The following is a 20886-nucleotide window of genomic DNA, read 5'->3' on the forward strand; positions in this document are numbered from 1 at the left end:
TCCGTATCAGGCTTGTTCAGGGGCGGCGAACGGCGCATCCAGCGGCGCCGTGTCGAAGGTGCGCAGCAGTTCGATCAGGATTTGCGTCGCCGGGCCCAGGGGTTTGTCCTTGTTCGAATACAGATAGAAGCTCGGGTTGCGGCTGCCACCCTGGTCCAACGGTAGCAGCTTGAGCGTGCCTTCCCTGAGTTCGCGTTCAATCATGTGCCGGGGCAGCCAGGCGAAACCCAGGCCGCTGCTGACAAACGTCGCCGCGGTGGCCAGGCTGCCGACGGTCCAGCGCTGTTCGGCGCCGAGCCAGCCGACGTCCCGTGGTTGCTGGCGACCGGAGTCGCGGATCACCACTTGCATCTGAGTTTCCAGATCCTGGAAGTTCAGTTCGCGGTTGAGACGATGCAGTGGGTGTTCGGGGTGAGCGACAGCGACGAATTCGACGTCACTCAACTCCGCACCCAGGTAGCCCGGAATACTGAAACCGGTGATCGCCAGGTCGGCCACGCCTTCAAGCAGGACTTCCTCCACACCCGACAGCACTTCTTCGCGCAGACGCACCCGGCAGCCACGGCTCTGCGGCATGAACGCGGTCAACGCGCGGACGAGGCGGGCGCTCGGGTAAGCGGCATCGACCACCAGCCGCACTTCCGCTTCCCAGCCTTGCTCCATGTGGTGGGCCAGGTCTTCGAGCTGGCTGGCCTGTTTCACCAGTTGCCGCGAGCGACGCAACAACACGCCGCCGGCTTCGGTCAGCACCGCTTTGCGGCCATCGATGCGCAACAGCGGCACGCCGAGTTGGTCCTGCATACGCGCCACGGTGTAGCTCACCGACGATTGCGAGCGGTGCAGCGCTTCGGCGGCCTGGGCGAAACCACCGTGGTCGACCACGGCTTGTAAGGTTCGCCATTGATCAAGGGTCACGCGCGGCGCTTTCATGAATAGCTCCTCTTGTCCTAAGCTGGCAGTCCTTATTGGAGACTGCTGAATGAGAAAATTCTGTTGTGTGCTGTTGGCGATGCTGCCGCTGACCGCGTTTGCTTATCCGATCGATGTGGAGAAAAACCTTAACGGCATGAAGATCGACTACAACGCCTACGATACGGATAACGACATCGCCTCCATTCAGGTCAACAACTACGGCGACACCGATGCGATCTGTAAGGTTGTTTTCAACAATGGTCCGGAAGCACCGCGCACCCGCTCTATCGAAGTGGCCGCCGGCAAACACAAAAATGCCACCGCCAAATTCACCCGGACCATTATCAAGATGCGAATCAACCTGACCTGCACCCCCAAATGACATGAAACCCTGTAGGAGCGAGACTTGCCCGCGAAGGCGGCGTGTCAGTCCACATCGATGTTGAATGACACGGCCCCTTCGCGGGCAAGCCTCGCTCCTACAGTGTAAGTATGCTCCGCTTATAAACGAATTTATTGATGGGTTATAGCAGTTATTTGCGCTTTTTCATCGATATGACTCTGTTTAACCTTCACTCCATCGCCTTACAGCATTCTCAGATGGAGCCTACATCCCATGTCACGTGTTCTGATCATCGAAAGCAGCGCCCGTCAGCAAGATTCGGTTTCCCGCCAGTTGACCCAGACGTTCATCAGCCAGTGGAAAGCCGCGCACCCGAACGACCAGATCACCGTGCGTGACCTTGCCGTCAACCCGGTGCCGCACCTGGACATCAATCTGTTGGGTGGCTGGATGAAACCTGCCGAGCAGCGCAACGACATCGAACAGATTTCCCTGGAACGCTCCAACCAGTTGACCGACGAACTGCTGGCTGCCGATGTCCTGGTCATGGCCGCGCCGATGTACAACTTCGCCATCCCGAGCACCCTTAAAGCCTGGCTCGACCATGTGCTGCGTGCCGGTGTGACCTTCAAGTACACCGACACCGGCCCGCAAGGTTTGCTCAGCGGCAAGCGTGCCTACGTGCTGACCGCTCGCGGCGGGATCTACGCCGGCAGCACAGCCGATCACCAGGAACCGTACCTGCGTCAGGTGATGGGTTTCATCGGGATTCACGACGTGACCTTCATTCACGCCGAGGGCATGAACCTGGGCGGTGACTTCCAGGAGAAAGGCCTGAACCAGGCCAGCGCCAAGCTTTCCCAAGTGGCTTGAGGCTTTAATCGCCAGATAATCCCTTGATGTTCAAGTGGCCTGGCGCAACCCCTTCAAGGCTTTACGCGCATCGAACCTCCCTTTGCACTTGTTGCTCCTGAGTGCTGTCGCCCGATTGAACGCTTTAGCGAGATCGGGCTTTTTTTTGCTTGGGATTTGGTGGCCGCAACATGAACCTGTAGGAGCGAAGCTTGCTCGCGAAGACGGTGCCATATTCAACATAAATAGCGGCTGACACGCCGTCTTCGCGAGCAAGCTTCGCTCCTACAGGGATCTGTGTGTTCTCGCGATCGCCAGCAAAACCCGCTATCGTCGCCGCCATTCGAAACGAGGCGAGCATGGGCTATCTACTTTTTGTCACGCTGATTCAGGCGTTTTCCTTCAGTCTGATCGGCGAATACCTGGCCGGTCATGTCGACAGTTACTTTGCGGTGCTGGTGCGCGTGTTGTTTGCGGGGCTGGTGTTCATTCCGTTGACGCGCTGGCGTTCGGTTGAACCGGCGTTCATGCGCGGCATGCTGCTGATCGGTGCGTTGCAGTTCGGCGTGACCTACGTCTGCCTGTATCTGAGCTTCCGGGTGCTGACGGTGCCGGAAGTGTTGCTGTTTACCATCCTCACACCGCTGCACGTGACCCTGATCGAAGATGCCCTGAATCGGCGCTTCAATCCGTGGGCGCTGGTGGCTGCATTGGTGGCGGTGCTCGGTGCGGCGGTGATTCGTTACGACCGGATCAACCCGGATTTCTTCATGGGCTTCCTGCTGCTGCAACTGGCCAACTTCACCTACGCCGCCGGGCAGGTGCTTTATAAACATCTGGTGGCGCGCCATCCGAGCGATCTGCCGCACTACCGGCGTTTCGGTTACTTCTACCTGGGCGCGCTGGCGGTGGCATTGCCGGCGTTCCTGCTGTTTGGCAAACAGAATTTCCTGCCGGAGGCGCCGTTGCAGTGGGGCGTGCTGGTGTTCCTCGGCCTGGTCTCGACTGCGCTCGGGTTGTACTGGTGGAACAAGGGCGCTTGCCTGGTAGATGGCGGCACGCTGGCGGTGATGAACAACCTGCATGTGCCGGTGGGGTTGCTGATCAATCTGCTGATCTGGAATCAGCATGAAGAGCTGGGGCGGTTGCTCTTTGGTGGATCGGTGATTCTGATGGCGGTGTGGATCAGTCGGATGGGTATCAGGCCCACCGCAATCCGCTCTTCGTAGGAGCGAGGCTTGCCCGCGAAGGCGGTGTATCAGTCAGTATTGATGCCATCTGACACACCGCCTTCGCGGGCAAGCCTCGCTCCTACAAGGGGTTCGGGGTGTTACATCATGTGTTTTTCGGGTTCGGGAATGTGGCTCGCGCCCAACATTGCCGGCAATAGCCCGGCCCTTAAATCACCGCCACTCGGCTGCTGATACAGGCTCAAGCCAAACTCCGGCAACACCGCCAGCAGGTAATCGAAAATATCCCCCTGAATCCGCTCGTAATCCGCCCACGCGGTGGTGCGGGTGAAGCAGTAGATTTCCAGCGGAATGCCCTGTGCAGTGGTTTGCATCTGGCGGACCATGCAGGTCATGTTCGGCTGGACCTCCGGGTGACTCTTCAAATACGCCAACGCATAGGCCCGGAACGTCCCGATGTTGGTCATCCGCCGCCGGTTGGCCGACATCGCCGCGACGTTGCCCTGAGCCTCGTTCCAGGCCTTGAGTTCAGCCTGCTTGCGGCTGATGTAGTCAGTCAGCAGATGCACCTGGGACAGTTTCTGCTCTTCGTCATCGCGGATGAACCGCACGCCGCTGGCGTCGATGAACAGGCTGCGCTTGATCCGTCGTCCACCGGACTGTTGCATGCCGCGCCAGTTCTTGAACGACTCGGACATCAGGCGCCAGGTCGGAATCGAAACGATGGTCTTGTCGAAGTTCTGCACCTTGACCGTGTGCAGCGTGATGTCGACCACGTCACCGTCGGCACCGACTTGCGGCATCTCGATCCAGTCGCCGACCCGCAGCATGTCGTTGCTGGTCAGCTGCACACTGGCGACGAACGACAGCAGGGTGTCCTTGTAAACCAACAGAATCACCGCCGACATGGCGCCCAGACCCGACAGCAGTAACAGCGGCGAGCGGTCGATCAACGTCGCGACGATGATGATCGCGCCAAACACATACAAGACCATTTTCGCTAGCTGCACGTAGCCTTTGATCGACCGGGTGCGGGCATGTTCGGTGCGTGCGTAGATGTCCAGCAGGGCGCTGAGCAAGGCGCTGACCGACAGCACCAGGAACAGGATGGTGAACGCCAGTGCGACGTTGCCGAGGAAAATCAGGCTGGTCTTGCTCAGATCCGGCACCAGGTACAGGCCGAACTGGATCACCAGCGACGGTGTCATTTGCGCCAGGCGATGAAAGACCTTGTTGTGCCGAAAGTCGTTGACCCAGTGCAGGGCCGGTTGGCGACCGAGCATTTTGGTCGCGTGAATAATGAGATAGCGCGCCACTCGTCCGAGGACCAGCGCCACCCCCAGTAGCAGGATCAGCGCCAGGCCGGAATGCAGGAGCGGGTGCTGATCGAGGGCACCCCAGAGGTCTTGGACGTTGAGCCAGAGCTGTTTGATATCCATGGGTAAAACGGTTCTTCTGTAGGACGCGACGGGGCGATTAGAGCATTTAAGACGCTTTGCATGACGTTTGAAGACAAATCAGGCAACAAAAAAGCCACTGTTTGCGGTCGTTTGCATAAAGACACTCGGCCTCGGCGCTCGAAACCGTTACCCTATGCAGCTGTTTTTTTGTATTTCTTCGAGGTAACACCCGTGTTTTCCCAATTCGCCCTGAACGAACGCCTGCTCAAAGCCGTGGCCGAGCTTAAATTTGTCGAGCCAACGCCTGTGCAAGCAGCGGCTATTCCGCTGGCGCTCCAAGGGCGTGACCTGCGGGTGACTGCGCAAACCGGTAGCGGCAAAACCGCTGCATTCGTTTTGCCGATCCTCAACCGTCTGATCGGCCCGGCTAAAGTCCGCGTCAGCATCAAGACCCTGATCCTGCTGCCGACCCGCGAACTGGCCCAGCAGACCATCAAGGAAGTCGAGCGCTTCGCGCAATTCACGTTCATCAAGTCCGGCCTGATCACCGGCGGTGAAGACTTCAAGGTTCAGGCCGCCATGCTGCGCAAGGTGCCGGACATCCTGATCGGTACGCCGGGCCGGATGATCGAGCAACTGAACGCCGGCAACCTCGACTTGAAAGAAGTCGAAGTCCTGGTCCTCGACGAAGCCGACCGCATGCTCGACATGGGCTTTGCCGAAGACGTCCAGCGTCTGGTGGAAGAGTGCACCAACCGCCAGCAGACCATGCTGTTCTCGGCCACCACCGGTGGTTCGGGCTTGCGCGAGATGGTCGCCAAGGTCCTGAACAATCCAGAGCACTTGCAGCTGAACAACGTCAGCGATCTGAACGCGACCACCCGTCAGCAGATCATCACCGCTGACCACAACCAGCACAAAGAACAGATCGTGAACTGGCTGCTGGCCAACGAGACCTATCAGAAGGCTATCGTGTTCACCAACACCCGGGCCATGGCCGACCGTATCTATGGCCGCCTGGTGGCGCAGGAATACAAAGCGTTCGTGCTGCACGGTGACAAAGACCAGAAAGATCGCAAGCTGGCCATTGATCGCCTGAAGCAGGGCGGCGTGAAAATCCTTGTCGCCACCGACGTTGCCGCTCGCGGCCTCGACGTGGAAGGCCTGGACCTAGTGATCAACTTCGACATGCCGCGCAGCGGCGACGAATACGTTCACCGCATCGGTCGCACCGGCCGCGCCGGCAACGATGGCCTGGCCATCTCGCTGATCTGCCACGGCGACTGGAACCTGATGTCGAGCGTCGAGCGCTACCTGAAGCAGAGCTTCGAGCGCCGCACCATCAAGGAAGTCAAAGGCACCTACGGCGGACCGAAAAAGGTCAAGGCCTCGGGCAAAGCCGTTGGCGTGAAGAAGAAAAAGGTCGACGCCAAAGGCGACAAGAAGAAAACCGGCGCCAAGGCCCCGACCAAACGCAAAATCGCCAACCGCCCGAAGACCGACGCTCTGTCGCTGGTCAGCAAGGACGGCATGGCGCCGCTCAAGCGCCGGAAGCCGGAAGCGCCGGCTGCTGAATAAAGCGCCGTAGCGATCCAATAAAAAACCCGGACAGTGTCCGGGTTTTTTTAGGTCCAGCGTTTGTCAGCTTCCCAACAGCCCACGGGTGTCCGCATCAAAGCGTTGTTTGGCCTGATCAGCCGCCGGTTTGAGTAACGCGAGCAGCGCGGCCTCACTGTACAACTGAGTGACCGCCAGTTCCTTGGGTGTCGGCTCAATCGGGATCAGCACGTCTTCCGTATCTGCATGCAGCCAGATCACCACTAGGTGCAATGCCGAAACAAACAGCACCCGCAGTTCAACGGTTTTACCCTGCAGTTGCGGCGACTGTTCCGCCAGTTTCAACGCACCGACCGTAGCGGCCGCCATGGCCCCGTGGTTCAGCGAAGCGAACTCGACATGACCGCGAACATCGGCCAGTTGCGCATCGGCAATCGTCACGCCATCGGAGAACACCAGGTAATGCCAATCGCCCACCTTGGCGTCTTTCAGGCCTTTGCCCTGGCTCACGTCCTCCAGGCTGAGCGAGTAGCCACGGTAAGCCTCACTGAGGCTGATCTTGCCGGGCGTGGCGTTGGCAAACTGGCGATTGATGCCGAAGCCTTGGGTTTGCAGGGCGGCTTGAAGCGCCGGACGCAATGTCTGCACGCCGTTGGAAGGCGCCTTTGGATAAGTCAGTTGCATGATGTCGCCCTCCTAGTTTTTTACGGTGAAGTAAGTGTTGGTCCAGTTGCCGCCGCCGTTGTAGGAACCGGGGAACGAGTTCAACGCGCGGGTCGAATAGCCGTAGATGGAATCCGCAACCAGCACGTAACTACCGTTGGTGCCATAGATCGTCAGGAAGTGCGCACCACCGCCGTACCAGGCACAGCGCAAACCAATCGGTCGGCCCATGTTGATCTGGTTCTGGATGGCCGTCATCTGCAGCGAACCCTGGTTCATGCCGTTGAAACTTCGGGTAATCGTCAGGGCTGTATCCAGATAGCCATACACGTTGCACGGCCCGGGTTGATTACAGCAGTTGCGGTCCAGCGCAGCGGTGGCAACGCCGCATTGGGTCCAGGACCCGGTGCCGTAATAGTTGCCGACCGAGGCGGAAACGGCTGCCCAACACCAGTTGGTCTGGGTTTGTTTCTGCATCGTGAAGTTGAGGCTGGCAGCGGCCTGTGCACTGAGTGGTGCAGCTGATTTGACATCGGACAGTTGCGGGTTGAGCAGATGACCGGTCAGGCACCTTGGCAGGGTTTCGCCGGTGAATTGCGTTGCTTCAGTGGTTAACATTTTTCAATCCTCCATGAGTGAAAACTAGCGTCCAGCTAGTGGGTCTGTAGCGATGTTGCTGAGCGATCGGTGTGTGCGTTTTGCCATGCTGGATGGCCGGCTCCGATCCGGGCTCGAGGTAACCTTAGGCACGCCTATGCGTTTGTGCAAATAATTAAATGCACTAATGCAAATTCCAGATCGAAAGATCGGCGCTTTTGGCAGCGCCGGAGGGACCGTCATTTTTGCGTAGTAATTACCGAAGGCTGCAATCTCTGGCTCAGCTCTCGGCCTTTTTATCCGCCGTCTTCAGCTCTTTCAACCGCTGATCAATCAACTGGCATTTGTCCGGCAAATCCGCGCTGGCAGTGCCCAGATCCATCTTCTGCAACTCGTCGTTGATCTCTTTGGCCTTCTTCGGATTCTGTTCCGTGAGCCTGGTCACTTCCTTGGCCAGTTGTTCGCGCTTGGCCGTGGCTTCTTCGGGGGTGCAGGCCCAGGCGGGAAGGGCGCAGGCAAATGTGGCGACGAGGGTGAGCGTCATTAGCGTTTTCATGGAAAGCCTCGAGTTCCGTGTTGGGCGGTTAAACGGTGGAGGCTCTGCCTTGCCGAAAGTTCAGCTTTCTGTAGGACACATCGTCTTTCGGAAATGCCCTGTCAGTCGTGGTCGCTTTTGTTGAATGCCTCGGGAAACGTCCTGCGCGCTTGCAGAAAGCAGCTAATCTTGCCGTGACCGTTCGTCGCCTAGTCTATTCGAGTGGATCCTTTATTTGACGTCAGAATGATGGCTCTCTAGCATCGCGCCACTATTGTGCTATCAGTCTCCATTTCGAGGGATCGAACATGTACCCACCCGCCCTCGCGGCGAGGTTGTGCCTGGCTTTGCTGTGCCTTTCTCCGCTTAATCCTGCTTATGGTGCCCCCACTCCAGGGGAAACCGACCTTATCCGTGAACGCCAGGATCGCTTGCTCGAAGAGCAACGTCGGCGTCTCGAAGAGCTCAAGGAATTACCCGGCAAGGAAGTCAAACCCGCGGCACCGACTGCGCCCGCTGACACCCGTTGCTTCCCGATCAAAAACATCGAACTCAACGGCGCCGACAGTCTCTCCGAGAGTGAGAAAAACCGTCTGCTCAAGCCGTACATCGGCCAATGCCTGGGCGTCACGCAGCTCAATGAACTGCTGAAAGTCATCACCGATCACTACATCGAAAAAGGCTTGGTCACCAGTCGGGCCTACTTGCCGCAGCAGGATTTGTCCGGCGGGCATCTGAAGGTGCTGGTGGTCGAGGGCAAGCTCGAAGGCTTGAAGGGAGCGGAGGGCAGCAAGCTGTCGGACCGCGAGTTGGGCATGGCTTTTCCCGGCAAGACCGGCGAGCTGGTCAACCTGCGGGAGATCGAGCAACTGGTCGATCAGCTCAACCGTTTGCCATCGAATCAGGCGCAGATGGAGTTGGCGCCGGGCAAAAAACGTTGGGGGCAGCGAAGTGCTGGTCAAGAACACGCCGCAAAAGCCCTGGCGTGCCGGGTTGTCCCGCAGCAATGACGGTCAGCGCAGCACCGGCGAGCAGCAGTGGGGCACCACGTTTGATTGGGACAGCCCGCTGGGTCTGGCGGATCAGTTGAATCTGCGCGGTGGTCACGATGCGATGACCGATCACCAGCACACCTCCAACAACGCGCTGCTTAATTACAACCTGCCGTGGGGCTGGTGGAACTTCACTTACACCTACATCCAGAGTGAGTACCGCTCGCAGGCGCAAGCCAACGGCTTCAACTTCAAGCAGACCGGGGACAGCGAAAACCATCAATTGCGCGCCGAGCGGGTGATCCATCGCGACGCCGTGAGCAAGACTTCCCTCAGCACCGGCCTGTCGTACCTGCGCACCAACAACTTCATCGAGGACAGCAAGCTCAAGCTGAGTAGCAACCGCATCAGCGAAGCGCAGTTCGGCATCAACCACGGCCGGCGGGTCGGCAGTGCCTTCGTCAACATTGACCTGGGCATGCAGCAAGGGATCGGCGCGTTCGATGCGCAGGGCAACGGTCACCCGGGGCCCGGCGAGCCGGATGCGCGCTACCGCAAATACACCGCCACCGCGAGCTACCTGCAACCGTTCAAGGTGTGGGGCGAGTCGTTCAGTTTCAGCAGCCTGATGACCGGGCAGCGCAGTGAAGACGTGCTGTTCAGCCCGCAGCGCACCAGCCTCGGCGGGCAGTCGTCGATCCGTGGTTACAAAGATCAATCCTTGTCCGGCGACAGCGGCGGTTACTGGCGCAACGACCTGCGCTGGAGCCGTCCGGTGACGCTGGAATGGCTGCGCCCGGTGTTCGCCGAATACGGCACCAGCCTTGGTTACGACCAGGGCGTGATCCGTGGCGATCGCTACAACGGCGATCAGCACGGACGCATGTCCAGCAACTCGGTGGAGGTGTTTGCTCGTGGTCGGCACCTGGCCGCCAGCGTGACCTTTGCTCATTCCCTTGAACGCCCGGACACCCTGACCGAGCGCGAAGCGCCGATCTATTTCCGCATGGATCTCTTCCTCTAATTTCGCCGCATCGAGACCTTCAACATGGACGTTCGCCACTACGCTTTCCTTTCGCGTCAGCCTTCTGCGCAACTGAAAACCCGCGAGCACTTCTGGGGCATGCCCAAGCGCGGAGTGGCGTTCCTGTTGGCCAACGTCATGTTCTGGCAACCGATGTGGGCGCAGGCCGAGGGGATGGTGGTGGCGACGCCGGGGACCAGTCTCGGGCAGGCGGGGAATGGCGTTCCGATCGTCAATATCGCCACGCCCAATGGCACCGGCCTGTCGCATAACCAGTTCCACGACTACAACGTCGGTACTCAAGGTGTGATCCTCAACAACGTCGCCGCGCAGACCGGCGCGACGCAGTTGGGTGGCATCATCGTCGGCAACCCCAACCTCACCAACCGCGTCGCCGCGCAAACCATCCTCAACGAAGTGATCGGCGGCAGCCCAAGCCAGTTGCGCGGTTACACGGAAGTGGCGGGGCAGTCCGCGCGCGTTATCGTCGCCAACCCTTACGGCATCAGTTGCAACGGTTGCGGGTTTATCAATACGCCGCGTGTGACGCTGACCACCGGCAAACCGCTGCTCGACAACGGGCGTGTGGATCGTTATCAGGTTGATCAGGGAAGCGTCTCGATCGATGGCGCCGGGCTGAATGCGACCAACGTCGACAGCTTCGAAATCATCACCCGCAGCGCGAAGATCAATGCCGAGATTCAGGCGAAGAACCTGACGATTGTGGCCGGTCGCAACGACGTCAATGCACAGACGCTCAACGCCACCGCTCGCGCCGATGACGGCAGCGCGAAACCGCAACTGGCCATCGACTCGTCGGCACTGGGCGGCATGTACGCCGGGGCGATCAAACTGGTCGGCACCGAGGCTGGGGTCGGGGTGAAGCTCGACGGCAAACTGATTGCCAGCGGTGGTGATATCCAGCTCGATGCCAGCGGCCACTTGAGCCTGGCCGACACCTCGGCCACGAACGGCGCGGTCAATGTCAAAGCCGCCAGCCTCGATGCTCGCGGTCCGGTGTATGCAGGCACCGTGCTAAACGTGCAAACCCAAGGCAACCTGACCAACCAGCAAACCCTCGCCGCTCGCGACACCCTCGCCCTCAGTGCCGGCGGGCAGTTGACCAACAACGGCGTCATCGAAGCCGGGGTCAATGCCGATAACAGTCGCAACGCCAATGGCGATTTAAGCCTCAGCGCGCAGAACCTCAACAACACCGGCAAAAGCGTGGTTGCCAGCCGTAACCTGTCGATCAATACCGCACAGACATTAAGCAACCAGGGCGGCACTCTCAGCGGGCAAACCACCCGCATCACCGCAGCTACTCTGGACAACCAGAACAACGGGCGAGTGCTGAGTAACAGCACGTTGAACCTCAATGCCAGTCAGGTGTTCAACACCAACGGAGTGATCAACAGCACCGACCTTCTCACCGGTAATGTCGGTCGACTGAACAACAACAGCGGCGAGCTCAGCAGCCTGGCCGACATGACCCTGAGTGTAACCGCACTGGATAACGTCGCCGGTGTGGTGACCGCTGGACGTCTGCTGGACATCACGGCCAGCGGCGGCATCAACAACATCGGCGGTACCTTGGGGGCGCAACAAGCCCTGACCGTCCGCGCGTAAAACCTCGACAACAGTCAGCAAGGAAAACTGAGCAGCGCCGGCCAACTGACCACTCGTGTCAACGGCCTGCTGAACAACCAGAACAAAGGCCTGATCCAGGCCAACGGCGCGATGGATGTGCAAGCCACGCGCCTGGACAATCGCAACGGCAAGCTTTCCGGCTTGAACACCCTGAACGTCAGCAGCAGCAACACCGACAACCGCAACGGCGTGATCCGTGCCGATCAGGCGGTGAAACTGCAAGTCACCGAACTGGATAACCGCGACAAGGGTCGGGTGGAAAGCAAGGCCGCGCTGACCTTCGATGGCAGCAAACTGGACAACCGAAATGGCGGCCTTCTCACCGCCACCGGTCCTCTGACGCTCAAAGCCAAAGACGTCGCCAACGATGGCGGCCGTATTTCCGGCAAGGGTGATATCGACGCCACTATCGATGCCTTGAGCCAGCAGGCTGGCGAGTTGATTGCCGAGGGCAACCTGAAGGTGACCGGCAAGTCGCTGGATAACCAAAAAGGTGGTCTGGTCGCGTCCCTCAAAACACTGACCGTCAACGTCGATCAGATCGACAACCGCAGCGGTTCGCTGTCCAGTCAGACCGACGTGTACATCAACGGCGCGACCCTGAACAACAGCGACAGCGGCAAAGTGCTGTCCAACACCACCCTGGCGCTCAAGGTCGGTCAGATCATCAACCAGACCGCCGGCCAGATTGTCAGCAAAGGCGCGGTTACGCTCAGTGGCGTCGGGCTCGACAACTCCGGCGGCAAGATCGTCAGCCAGAACAACCTGGCGTTGACCTTCGACGACATCAAAAACAACCAGCAAGGCCTGATCAGCAGCGAAGGCACACTGGTACTCAACGCCGGCAGCCTGGACAACCGGCTGGGTAGCCTGTCGAGCCTCGAAGCCATGTCGCTCAACGTCGCGGCAGCCCTGCAAAACCAGGGCGGTTTGCTCGGCTCGCAAAAAGGTCTGACGCTGAGCAGCGCCAGCCTCGACAACAGCGACAAAGGCCTGATCAGCGCCAAAGCCGCGTCGACCGTCACCACCGGTGAATTCAACAACAGCAACGGCGGCAGTCTGGCGACTGACGGCACCCTCGACCTGACGGCCAAACACCTGAACAACTCGGCCGGGCAGATTGGCAGTCAACAGCGGCTGAACGCTTCGGTGACGAGTCTGGATCAGGACGGCGGCGAGCTGTTCAGCAACAGCGACCTGACCCTCGACTTGAACAACGGCCTGCTCAACAACCAGCGCGGCAACCTCCACACGCCCGGTCAGTTGCTGTTGAAAAACCTCAACGAGGTGAACAACAGCGCGGGTGAAATTTCCGGGGCCAAGGCCTACAGCATCAACGCCAAAAGCCTGAACAACGATGACGGCAAACTGCTGAGCAATGAAAAACTCACCCTCGTCATCGACCGCGCACTCAGCAACATCCATGGCCTGATCAAATCGGTCGGCCTGGCCAGTAGCAGCGCGAGCCTGGACAACAGCAACGGTGAAATCCGTGGCCGTGGTGAGGTTGAGCTGACGGTCACCGATGCCTTTGATAACCGGGCCGGCCTGGTCATTGCCGATGACGGCCTGACCGTGAAAGCCGCCAGCCTCGATAACCGTCAGGAGGGTTTGGTAGGGGCGACAAAAGCGCTGAAACTGAATGTCGACAACCTCGATAGCCGCAATGGCGAGTTGTCGAGCAAGGCGGACGTGACGCTGATTGGCCAACAACTCGACAACAGCGATGCCGGTTACATACTGGCCGGTGGCAACCTCGCGCTGACCGTGGGCAAGGTCATCAACCGCAATAAGGGACTGCTGTCCGGCGAAACCGGGCTGACACTGACCGGGCAGACCCTGGAAAACAGCGGTCGCCTCACCACCCAGAAAAATCTTGCGCTCAACCTCTCTTCCGATCTGAACAACAATCAGGGCAGCCTCATCAGCGAAGGCGAACTGGCGCTCAACGCGCAGAGCCTGAGCAACAACGGCGGGACGATTTCCAGTGCCAAGGCGCTGACTGTCGTCATCCAGGGCGCCATCAGCAATCAGGGCGGCAAGCTACTCACCGACTCGACGCTGACCCTCAACAGCGCCAGCCTCGATAACCAGCAAAAAGGCGGGATCAGCAGCAAAGGCAACGCCAGCATCACCACCGGCGCGCTCAATAACAGCCACCAAAGTACGATTTACGCTGGGGATCGTCTGGACCTGAACGCCGGGCAAGTCACCAATACCGGCGGCAGCCTCAACGCGGCCTCCGCGCTGATCGCTAACATCACAGGACTGGATCAGCAGGGCGGCAAGCTGTTCAGCAAAGGCACGTTAAGCCTTGATCTGAACGGCGGGGCGTTGAACAACCAGGACGGTTACATCAGCGCGCCAGGCCAATTGCTGCTGAAAAACCTTGCCGACGTGAACAACCGCCACGGCGAAATCTCCAGTGAAGAGGCTTTCGAACTGGCGGCCAGGCAGCTGGACAACAGCGACGGCCAACTGCTCAGCAACCAGAAACTCACGCTGACAATCGACAATGCGCTGACCTCGGTCAAAGGCAAAATCGCCGCCGCTGCCTTGCAGGTTCGTGCCGCGAGCCTCGATACCAGCGCCGGCAAAATACTCAGCGATGGCGATATTCAAATCACCGTCGACGGGCTGCTGACTAACCAGATCCAGGACCTGACCAGAGGCCTGATCAAAGCGACCGGGCAACTCACCCTCAACAGCAACGGCCTGAACAACCAGGGTGGAAATCTGCTCGGTGGCACCGGTATCAGTATCGACCTGGGCACCGCACCGGCCGACCTGAATAACCAGGACGGTGTGATCAACACCAAAGGCGTGCTGAGCATCGCTCACCTGCGCGACCTGAATAACCAGAAAGGTGAAATTTCCAGCGTCCACAGTTTCAACCTGAGTGGCAACCAACTGGATAACCGTGGCGGCAATCTGATCAGCAACGATCAACTGACGCTCAATGCCGCCAGTCTGAACAACCAGGGCGGTCTGGTTTCCGGCTGGAAGAAACTGGCCGTGACGGGCGGCAGTCTCGACAACAGTCAGGAGGGCGCGGTCTCCAGCCAGTTCGGGAACCTGGACATCAACCTGAGCGGCGCGTTGATCAATACCGGCAAGGGCGTCAAGGGCGGCATCGGTGCCGACGGCGACGTGACCATCACCGCGGCCAGTCTCGACAACCGCAATGGCGTCGTCAGTAGTAATGGCAAGCAAACCCTGACAATGACCCAAGGCCCGATCAATAACTCTGCGGGCGGCGTGATCGAAAGTGGCGACACGCTGGACATCCATGCGTCGGGCCTGAACAACAACACCGGAAAAATCACCGGCAATAAAGCCCTGACGCTCACCGGTACAAGCCTGGACAACAGCAATGGCAGCCTGGTCGGCAAAGACAGCATTACCCTCGATTTGCTCGGTGCGCTGACCAACGTCAACGGTGCGCTCGGCAGTACTGGCCCGCTGGTGATCAAGCGTTCCGCCAGCATCGACAACCAGGGCGGCCAGTTGCTCAGTCAAGGCCTGTTGACGCTGTTGACCGGCGATTTGAACAACAGCCAGCACGGCACCGTGTCGGCCAATGGACAGCTTGCCCTTACCGCCACCGGCAACGTGCGCAGTGACGCCGATGGCCTGATCTACAGCCGCGACGCCGGCTTGACCCTCAACGCCAAATCCCTCAATAACGCCGGCGGCGCGCTGCAAAGCCTGGGCGCAATGACCCTGGACGTGACGGGCGGCGACATCGATAACCAGAGCGGCAAAATCATCGCTCAAAACGGCGACCTGAACATCATCGCCGCCAACCTCGACAGCCGCAGCGGTGTGCTCTCGAGCCTCAAAGGCTTGCTGCAAACCCGCCTCACTGGCGTATTGCGCAACGGCCACGGCGGCAAGATCGAAGGCCGCCGTCTCGACCTGCAAGCCTTGGGCGGAATCTACAGCGATGGCGGTCGCATTGCCGCCAACACCGGCGATATCTTGCTCAATGCGGGCAATGCCGCCGTCGATAACACCGGCGGCGGGATCCACGCCAAAGGTCTGGTCAAAGTCATTGGCAACTCGCTGAACAACAACGCGGGGCAGATCAGTGGCCAGTCCATCGATCTAGGGCTTAATGGCAACTTCAGCAACCGCAGCGGCCTGATCGAAAGCGCCAGTACCCTGGCCGTGCGCGCCACCAGCGCCGATAACCAGGGCGGCAAACTGCGTGCGCTGGGCAACAGCGGTAAAACCAACTTCCAGATCGGCAGCTTGTTCGATAACCGCAACGGGTTGCTGGAAACGGCCAACATTGACCTGACCCTGGCGACACCGAGCTTCCTGAACGCCGGCGGCACCGTGACCCATGTGGGCGTGGGTGAGTTTGATATCTCCACGGCCAACGTCATGAACGCTGGCGGCACGATGGTGACCCGTGGCGGGTTGACGCTGAATGCGGACAGCTGGACCAACAGCAGTGTGATTCAGGCGGGGCGGTTGACGGTTAACGTCAACAATTTTGTGCAGACCGCTAGCGGGCAACTGCTGGCGTCCGACCGTTTGGTTGGCCGAGGTGTGAACTGGATCAACAACGGATTGATTGCCAGTGATGGCAGTCTGGATTTGCAGTTGGGCGGTACCTATTCCGGCAATGGTCGCGTCACCAGCCTGGGCGACATGCAGGTAGACGCCGGGGCCATCAATCTCAGTAATGTGGCAAGTATTTCCGGTGGCGCCAACACCACCGTTGGTGGTCGCGGCACGCCAGGCACCGTGACCAACTACGGTCGACTCAGCTCGGTCAATGCTCTCGTTTTGAATGCCGGGAATGTGAACAACTACGGCACGCTCGCCGGTGGGTCAGAGCTGAAACTGAATGCGTCGACGCTGTTGAACGATCAGGGCGGATTTCTGTTCAGCGGTGGCAGCATGAAACTTCGGGTCGGAAGTTTCACGAACAAAAATGCTGATGTCTACAGCTTGGGCAATATCGATATTGCGCGAGACGACGCGGGTAACCGTTCTGCGTTGGTAGAGAACCTTTCCGGCACGATGGAAAGCACCGGTAACTTTTCGATCAAGGCGGACTCGATCGTCAATCGCAGAGAACAGTTCAAGACAACTTCTGAACTGTATTCGTCGGATATAGGTGTGCGTTGCGAGGCGTGTGACCAGCTTTCGCCCAGCTGGGCTGAAAACCTTAATGACAGGATCCCCTCACACTTGGTTTGGGAGCAGAAGTTCCGAGTCAGCATTCTAAAGGTTGACAGTTCCAAGGCTGCCTCTATCACGGCAGGGAACGATTTTGATGTGACCGGTGGTTCGTTCCTTAATTCGAATTCATCCATTGGTGTGTCTGGGAACATCAACATCAACGTGGCCAATTTCGAGAACACAGGTACCGCCACAGGTGATTACATTTCTCGCAAGTACGTCACGGGCGGGCAATCCGTCGATCAATGGCGAGAAATCGCCCTGTACAACATGTACAACGACGCCGGCTACAACAAGGATCTGCGCTTCTGGAACGCCAATGAAGTTGAGTCAAGGCTGATTCCGAAGGTGGTTATGTTTGGGGCGAAGGGCGAGATTGAACACTTTCAGACTTTCGGCTCAATCGTTCTGGTTGTGGGTAGCAATGCTTCCGCTGGCGTCAAATTTGCCGACTCTCTATATTCGACAGGCGTCAGAACCGAAGCCCCGGACTTCATAAAGAATGCAGTCTTCAATGAAAAAATAGTCACCTCAGACCCCTCCGGTTTCGCGTCGGCCATCATCCAGGCCGCGGGCAACGTGACCATCAACGCCACTCATAAAATCTCCAACGGTGTTGAAAAAGCCTACAGTTCGGGGGCTTATGGCACTTCTCGCAACGCCAACACCGAAGCCGCCGGTATAGGAAAACCCACGGTTATTTCCCTCAACAGCCAACTTCCACCGGACCTGGCCCAGCAGCAAGTCAATCCGCTGACCCTTCCCGGTTTCAGTCTGCCGACGGGGCAGAACGGCCTGTTCCGCCTCAGTGATCAAACCGGCGCAGCACAACCTCAGGTCCCGGGCCTGGACTGGGCCATCGGTACGGCCACTTCGAACCTCGTTTCCCGCGGTACAGAACAAACCCTGGTAAAGGGCACCGAACTGCAGTTCGACAAAAACGATCCGGTGTCGGTCAAGGCGCGCGAGCTTGCCCTCGCCAATCGTCCGCCGGTGGATTTCAGCGATAAAGCCGCCAATATCAGTGTCAACGCCGCTGCGGGTGATGGCCCGGTCGGCGTGTTCCTGCCGAACCGCGATAACGGCCCGATGACCGTGCCGCGCGTGGAAGGTCTGCCGGACACCAGTGTTCGCTCCAATCCTCACAAATACCTGATCGAAACCAACCCGGTACTCACCGACCTCAAGCAGTTCATGAGTTCGGATTACCTGCTGAGCAACCTTGGCTACAACCCGGACACAAGCGCCAAGCGCCTGGGTGATGGATTCTTCGAACAGCGAATAATCCAGCAAGCCGTGGTCGAGCGCACAGGCCAGCGATTTATCGGTGGCCAGACCTCTGACGAAGCAATGTTCAAGTACCTGATGAAGAACGCCATCGCCAGCAAGAACCAGCTGAACTTGTCCATGGGCGTCACCCTCTCTGCACAGCAAGTCGCGGCGCTGACCCACGACATCGTCTGGCTCGAAGAGCATGTGGTGAATGGCGAAAAAGTGCTGGTGCCGGTGCTGTATCTGGCCCAGGCGAACAATCGACTCGCACCCAATGGTGCATTGATCCAGGGTGGCGACGTCACTCTGATTGCCGGCCAGGATTTGAACAATGCCGGGACCTTGCGCGCTACCAATAATCTGTCGGCCCAGGCCGGCAACGACCTAACCAACACCAGTCTGATCGAGGCGGGCGATCGTCTGACGTTGAAGGCGGGGAACAATATCGTCAATAAATCCGGGGGCATCATTTCCGGTCGTGATGTGTCGCTAACAGCCACCAACGGCGATGTGATCAACCAGCGTGATGTAACAGGTTTCGATCTGAGCGGTCGCGGCAATCTGCTGCATCGCGATTACCTGGACAATGCCGCGCGTATTGAAGCGGTCAATGATTTGAGCATCTATGCCGGTCGCGATATCAGCAACATTGGCGGCGTGATCAAGAGTGGTCAGGATCTCGATCTGACCGCCACTCGAGACGTCAACATCAGTTCGGTCCAGGACCGCACCACTGATGCGCGTGGTAGCCGTTTTCTGAATCAGACCATTACTCAGTACGGTGCGGAGGTGACGTCTGGGCGGGATCTTTCGATCACCGCGGATCGGGACGTAACCGTTGTCGCCAGTCGGCTTGATGCAAAGCTCGATATGTATCTCACCGCGGGTAACGATGTACTGTTGACTTCGGCGGCGAACGAAAGCGATTACGTTGCACGCAGCAAAAAAACTGCGTCGGAAAGCCACAGTGTCAGCCAACAATCGTCGGTTGTGAATGCCGGTCGAGACATCGCCATTTATGCCGGCAACGATCTTGGCATCATTGCCAGCAGGATCAAGGCTAATGAAGACATCAGCCTCGATGCTGAGCAGGACATTCTTGTTGCGTCTGCGAAGGACGAGAGCTCTTCTTACTACTACAAGAAGAAAAACGGTTCGTTTGGACGAAGCAAAACTACTCAGAGCGAGAGCTACGATAGCGCTAACGTCGCTTCCGTTATTGAGGCGGGGCAGGATCTGACCGTTAACACGACGAAAGACGATGGAGGAGGTGTCAGTCTCAATGGAGGCCGCAACGTCACCATTATTGGTAGTCAATTGAAGGCGGGTGATGACCTGATCGTCGGTGCCACAAAGGACGTGGCGATACTTTCAGGCATCGAGGAAAGCGGTTCCTACACCAAGAAAACGAAAACCGGTTTGTTTGGGATGTCGTCCAGTGGCAGCAGCCATCTCCAGACCAGCGTCACCCAGGTGGGCAGTGAACTCAGCGCTGGTAACGATGCGGTCGTCATTGCCGGTCGTGATGTGAATCTGAATGCCAGTGTCATCAACGCTGACAACAATGCAGAACTACACGCCGGGCTGGTCGACAGAACCGGTGATATCAACCTCTCATCTGCCGATAACGAAGCTTACAGCCGCGCAGAAGAGTTCAAGAAAAAACTCGGCCTGTCGCTCAAGGATGCGATGGGTGTGAATTTGAACACGACCCTGAACGCATCGCACAAGGGGGGGCGCGAAGGGTTCAGCTCAAACAGCGTCGGCAGCCAGATCAATGCGGGTAATGACGCTATTTTAAATAGCGCACGCGACATCAACATCATTGGCAGTGGTATCAACGCCGGTCACGACGCGACGCTCAAGGCAGGTCGGGATGTGAACGTGGTCGCCAGCATTGATCAGGAGCGCAGTAACAGCTGGGAAACGGACAAAAGCTACGGCATCAAACATGCCGTGGATAACAACGGGCTCTCCACCTTCGTCGGTAACGAGACGATCAACTATGGTGTGAATAGTAACGGTCACACAGCCGCAGGCAGCTCCATCTCTGCCGAGGGTGTAATTAGTTTTGTGTAAACGATCATTTGGCAGGAGACTGCCTACCCCAAGGAAATCCAATGACCGAGCCAAAACCCAAGCGCGCCAAACGAATCAAGCCTGATCCTGAGCTGGTTAAACTGGCCGACAGCCTGCTGACCAACTACAAAAAGCCTGAAGACCTCATCGGCGAAAATGGCTTGCTCAAACAGCTCACCAAGATGTTGGTCGAGCGAGCCCTTGAGGCGGAAATGACCGAGCATCTGGGTCATGGCAAAAGCGCGACGATCACCAACACCGGCGCCAATGCCCGCAACGGTCACAGCGGTAAAACCCTCAAGGGCGATTTTGGTGAGCTGCCGCTCGAGATCCCCCGCGACCGGCAGGCGTCTTTCGAACCGCAACTGGTCGCCAAGCATCAAACCCGCTGGACCGGCTTCGACGACAAGGTCATTTCCCTCTACGCCCGGGGCTTGAGTGTCAGAGAAATTCAGGCGCACTTGCAGGAAATGTACGGCACCGAGGTCTCTCCCAGTCTGATCTCGGCGATTACCGACGCGGTGAGTGATGAGGTCAAACTCTGGCAGGCGCGGCCGCTGGACGCGCTGTACCCGATCCTCTATCTGGACTGCATTCACGTCAAAGTGCGCGATGCCGGCGCCG

11 protein-coding genes and 3 pseudogenes are annotated in these 20886 nt (G+C 58.5%); 8 read left to right on the top strand and 6 right to left on the bottom strand.

The window, feature by feature from the left end:
* Nucleotides 1-6: 6 nt before the first annotated feature.
* Nucleotides 7-930, bottom strand: a complete 924-nt coding sequence (locus EYC95_RS11495) for a LysR family transcriptional regulator (RefSeq protein ID WP_131060451.1) — start codon at nt 928-930, stop codon at nt 7-9.
* Between the two features lie 49 nt (nt 931-979).
* Here EYC95_RS11495 and EYC95_RS11500 point away from each other — a divergent pair, with 49 nt between their 5' ends.
* Together EYC95_RS11500 and EYC95_RS11505 are read left to right on the top strand one after the other, a co-directional pair.
* A complete protein-coding gene (locus tag EYC95_RS11500; RefSeq protein ID WP_131060452.1) occupies nt 980-1294 on the top strand; it encodes a 3-phosphoglycerate kinase in 315 nt (104 codons plus the stop codon).
* Between the two features lie 234 nt (nt 1295-1528).
* Entirely contained in the window at nt 1529-2128 is a 600-nt protein-coding gene (locus tag EYC95_RS11505) for an FMN-dependent NADH-azoreductase (protein WP_131060453.1), read from the top strand.
* A 124-nt stretch (nt 2129-2252) separates the two neighbouring features.
* On the opposite strand, the gene EYC95_RS11510 is transcribed toward EYC95_RS11505, so the two are convergent.
* On the bottom strand, nt 2253-2468 hold the full coding sequence (locus EYC95_RS11510) for a hypothetical protein (protein ID WP_131060454.1): 216 nt from the start codon (nt 2466-2468) through the stop codon (nt 2253-2255).
* Here EYC95_RS11510 and EYC95_RS11515 point away from each other — a divergent pair.
* Nucleotides 2467-3336: a carboxylate/amino acid/amine transporter gene (locus tag EYC95_RS11515; protein WP_131060455.1), complete on the top strand. Its 870-nt coding sequence runs from the start codon at nt 2467-2469 to the stop codon at nt 3334-3336. The two genes, EYC95_RS11510 and EYC95_RS11515, sit on opposite strands and share 2 nt — an antisense overlap.
* A 101-nt stretch (nt 3337-3437) precedes the next feature.
* Here the strand turns inward: EYC95_RS11515 and EYC95_RS11520 are convergent, their stop codons facing one another.
* Entirely contained in the window at nt 3438-4736 is a 1299-nt protein-coding gene (locus EYC95_RS11520) for a mechanosensitive ion channel family protein (protein ID WP_131060456.1), read from the bottom strand.
* A 192-nt stretch (nt 4737-4928) separates the two neighbouring features.
* On the opposite strand from EYC95_RS11520, the gene EYC95_RS11525 reads away from it, so the two are divergent.
* Nucleotides 4929-6275 (top strand): DEAD/DEAH box helicase, encoded by a 1347-nt coding sequence (locus tag EYC95_RS11525; RefSeq protein ID WP_131060457.1) that lies wholly within the window; start codon nt 4929-4931, stop codon nt 6273-6275.
* 63 nt (nt 6276-6338) lie between these two features.
* Here the strand turns inward: EYC95_RS11525 and EYC95_RS11530 are convergent, their stop codons facing one another.
* From EYC95_RS11530 to EYC95_RS11540, 3 genes are all read right to left on the bottom strand, one after another.
* Nucleotides 6339-6938 (bottom strand): hypothetical protein, encoded by a 600-nt coding sequence (locus EYC95_RS11530; protein ID WP_131060458.1) that lies wholly within the window; start codon nt 6936-6938, stop codon nt 6339-6341.
* A 12-nt stretch (nt 6939-6950) separates the two neighbouring features.
* Entirely contained in the window at nt 6951-7535 is a 585-nt protein-coding gene (locus EYC95_RS11535) for a papain-like cysteine protease family protein (protein WP_131060459.1), read from the bottom strand.
* Nucleotides 7536-7794: 259 nt separating this feature from the next.
* Nucleotides 7795-8070 carry a hypothetical protein gene (locus EYC95_RS11540; RefSeq protein ID WP_131060460.1) on the bottom strand — a complete coding sequence of 92 codons (276 nt, stop codon included), beginning with the start codon at nt 8068-8070 and terminating at the stop codon, nt 7795-7797.
* Between the two features lie 287 nt (nt 8071-8357).
* Here EYC95_RS11540 and EYC95_RS11545 point away from each other — a divergent pair.
* The 4 genes and pseudogenes from EYC95_RS11545 to EYC95_RS11560 form a co-directional block, all read left to right on the top strand.
* Nucleotides 8358-10065 (top strand): annotated as a pseudogene (locus EYC95_RS11545) (ShlB/FhaC/HecB family hemolysin secretion/activation protein).
* Between the two features lie 24 nt (nt 10066-10089).
* Nucleotides 10090-16845, top strand: a pseudogene (locus EYC95_RS31030) (filamentous hemagglutinin N-terminal domain-containing protein); the annotation flags it as partial.
* Nucleotides 16846-18957: 2112 nt separating this feature from the next.
* A pseudogene (locus EYC95_RS31035) lies at nt 18958-20262 on the top strand (hemagglutinin repeat-containing protein); the annotation flags it as partial.
* Between the two features lie 41 nt (nt 20263-20303).
* Nucleotides 20304-20886: transposase (locus tag EYC95_RS11560; protein ID WP_178083832.1), on the top strand; the 583-nt coding region annotated here is incomplete at its 3' end.

It is taken from the genome of Pseudomonas sp. BGI-2 (assembly GCF_004310295.1).
Taxonomy (GTDB): domain Bacteria; phylum Pseudomonadota; class Gammaproteobacteria; order Pseudomonadales; family Pseudomonadaceae; genus Aquipseudomonas.